The organism is Candidatus Cloacimonadota bacterium (genome assembly GCA_011372345.1).
Classification (GTDB): domain Bacteria; phylum Cloacimonadota; class Cloacimonadia; order Cloacimonadales; family TCS61; genus DRTC01.
In genome coordinates this window covers 1-3,481 of sequence record DRTC01000627.1, presented here as the reverse complement: position 1 = coordinate 3,481, position 3,481 = coordinate 1, and the positions used below count along the sequence as shown (strand labels likewise).

Genomic DNA, 3,481 nt, shown 5'->3' with positions numbered 1-3,481 from the left:
TGTTTCGAGTGTGCGGTGCTCTTTCATTTTTTCTTTCATTCAGAGCACTGACACTTTTGTTATCTGCATCAATCACAAGAATTTGATAAGTAAAAAGCCCGTCAATATTTTATTATCAACGGGCACGATTAGATTTATAATCTCGAATACAATTCAGGAATGCTGATTTTATTTTAACAAGATCATTTTCCTTGTAGAAGTATATAATCCTGATTTCAATTTGTAAAAATAGATTCCGCTTGAGACATTTCTACCACTTTCATTTTTCCCATTCCAAACTACAGTATGAACACCGGCATTCTTTTCTCTATCTACTAATTTCTTAACAAGCTGACCTTTGATGTTGTAGATATTGAGCGAAACCTTAGAATTCTCTTTGAGAGAATAACTTATTGTCGTTGTTGGATTAAAAGGATTAGGATAATTGCTGGAAAGTGTGGTTATAGCCGGAACAATTGTTTCCTCATCTTCCGAAACCGGCAGATATGTTAATTCAAAATCAATTATTTCTGTTTGATTTGGAATGATCACAACATTACTTTCTGTCATTGTTTCATAACCTTCTAAACTTGCTACGACATCATAAGTTCCGACAGCAAGCGGTAGAATATAGTCCCCTGAAACATTCGGTGAAGCGGAATAATTTCCGGCTGTAACAATTACATCTTCTACATTGCCGGTTCCACCATCCAGAGAAATTTCACCTTCAATAAAACCAAAATAAGTAATTTGTTCACCTGCTAAATGTATATTATCGATACACCATCTACGAATACGTTCAGATATCCCATCAAATACAAAGGCAAATTGGAAATTGTCGGACCCGACATCGGGAGTAGAAACTGTAACCTGAATTAGTTCATCATAAAATGGAGCTGTCGGAGGGATCGCTTCCCAAGCAGTATTCCAGGTGTCACCACCATCGGAAGTTGTCCTTACACTTACGGAATAGTCATTTACTGAAACAGTACGTAAATATTGGCGAAATTCCAAGTCAATAGAAGTTGAACCGGTAGTATTTATTACGGGTGAGACTAATCTGGAAACTCCAACGAAGTATGGAGAGGATAATAATCTTGATTCCGGAGCTATACCGCCTGCTTCATTTGACGGATATCCTGTCCAATTGTTCGGATTTAATCCTGTCCTTGTCCAACCGGCAGGAGGATAGCCTGCTGAGAAATCCTCTTCTAAATTAACAGAAGCCTGTGATATTAACAGGTTAAGAGTTCCTTCGGCATGATAACTTATGTCACCGTTCATTTCCCAATCAATAGAAGCTATGTGACCAATTGGTGTAGTACTTGCAGCAGTTACATTGAATATGCAAGTAGAAATATTACCGGCATTCAATAAAGTAAATGTATGTGCCTGCGTATTCAATGTAATGTACGGATCGGATTCAAAAAGCTCTGTTAGTACATTTGCGGCATCAGCTCCACCACTATTCATGAATGACACATAAATATCAGCAGTTTCATCAGGATCAAGTACATTGTTCAATCCATCATCTATAAATACTGAATAAAACTCAATAACCGGTGCATTTAACTCGAGTGTGAAATAGAGTTCCCAATTATCTTCATTACTTGTCACATTTACTGTGAATGAAGCAGTATGTCCATCAGGGCAATTATCGGCTATGGTTACTTCATAATCCGTTTGCGCATTGGAAGAACCACCACTGGGAATATTGTTGTAATTGGAACTTGCCTGAGTTATTGTTACATAATCATCATCAGTTGATATGGTAGCAGATACATCTGTTGCTTCGATCGTTCCCACATTTTGCAGCCTTACATTCAAACCGAGAGTTTCTCCAAAATCAGGAAGGTTATTATTATTGCCGGCAGAATCATCTATCTCTACTGAATCTAAAATAACATAAGCCTGATATTCAACTACGATCTCACCGGAATGCCTGTTTTTGTTATGCCCGATAATTGAAACAGAAATAGTTTCCGTAACTGCAATGGGTTCGAAAGTGGTAGCTGTAACATTTCCATTTACATCTGCCACACCATTTCCTATCAGTTCATTATTCTGTATAAGTGCAACCCTGGCATAAGGTGCATCTGTTTGGAATTGAATATTACTTACTCCAACCGCAATGCTCGGATTATAAATTGCTGTCATATCTTGGGGAACTGCTGTCCTCACATCAAGTGATGGATCACCCAAAACATTTACTTCATAATATCCCCACCGAAAAGTAGCATCGCTGCATTGGGGAGCTCCATCTTCCTTGGAATCGGCATTCATCATACCAACTGTGTAAATATCTTCTCCAAATGTTGCGTCAAAAAATTGACGATCGAAAAATTGAGAGCAAGCATTTGTTCCACCCGGCTGATACCAGCCATAGCGTGAATTTCCCACATAAACTACACACCCGTTATCGATTGTTGTAAATTTTTCGGCAATACAATCTTCATCGATCGCAGCCGGAAGGCAACCTTGAGAATAGATAATAAAGAAATTGTGATTTGTTCCGTTTGCAGTAATATTTGTATTATTTACGGATGACATATCCATCTTCATATTGTAATCGATATGGGAATGTCCTAAATGATTCAAAATGTTCAAGCCGCTATTCATCAGATCCAGCAACTGGTTTTCATTCCAATTTAAATCTCTGTCATAGAGTGTTTCAATGTTCATATTTGAATCGATTCCTTCAGTATAGTATCCGTTAAAACTACCACCGGTAATTATTTCATCTTTGTAATCTCCGCCGTAAGTTTGATTATCCATTTCTTCTCCGACCATAAGAGCTTTGTCCAAATCACCGATCACAGGATTATCCTGATACATTATTTGTTTATTGAGTGCTGCAATCAGTTCGGTGGTTGTATCTGCAGAGATTCTTCCCACATATACTTCACCGAGATAATCCGCTTCGCTTGCTTCTCCCCATTTGTTATTATTATTTACATTCCAGTCCGGTCCGGTTCCGGTTCCTACTCTATCCAAAGCAGCATAATAAAGATCGGAAGGGATTCCATAATCTTCAAAAAAATTATTGACCCAGAAACCACGATGAGGAACGACATTCACATCACCACCAAGAAGCACATATTCTGCACCCATATTTTGGTAAGCATCGATGATAAAGTTTCTGATCTTTTCTTGATTGTCGGTTCCGGTATATTCACTATAAATATCGTTAGTTGTTTTTAAAAAAACATTAAATCCCTGTTCGAGTTTAAAGGAAACAAAATCATTAAAGGAATTACTGTAAGAATCGCTGGTGATGATGATATAATCAAATGTTTCATTTCGTAACTCAACCGGTTGCGGGTAGTTGGAAAGATATTCCGGATTACTGACTATGTTTTCAATTCGCTTTATGGTCATAGCCTCACTGCGATAGAAACTATTGAAAGCTCTCTGTGACGCTGAGGTGATTTCGGTTTCCAGTAAAATCGTTATATTTGTGGAATATTGGATTTTCTTAGTTACGGGATTATATTGAATAGGA

General features: G+C 37.7%; 1 protein-coding gene. It reads right to left on the bottom strand.

What is annotated here, in order from left to right; translation table 11 throughout:
• Positions 1-168: 168 nt before the first annotated feature.
• Positions 169-3,357, bottom strand: a complete 3,189-nt coding sequence (locus ENL20_11985; protein HHE39275.1) for a T9SS type A sorting domain-containing protein — start codon at positions 3,355-3,357, stop codon at positions 169-171.
• Positions 3,358-3,481 lie beyond the last annotated feature (124 nt).

Coding starts and splice junctions, on each gene's coding strand:
- ENL20_11985 (HHE39275.1), bottom strand. CDS start 3,357: ATGACCATAAAGCGAATTGAAAACATAGTCAGTAATCCGGAATATCTT.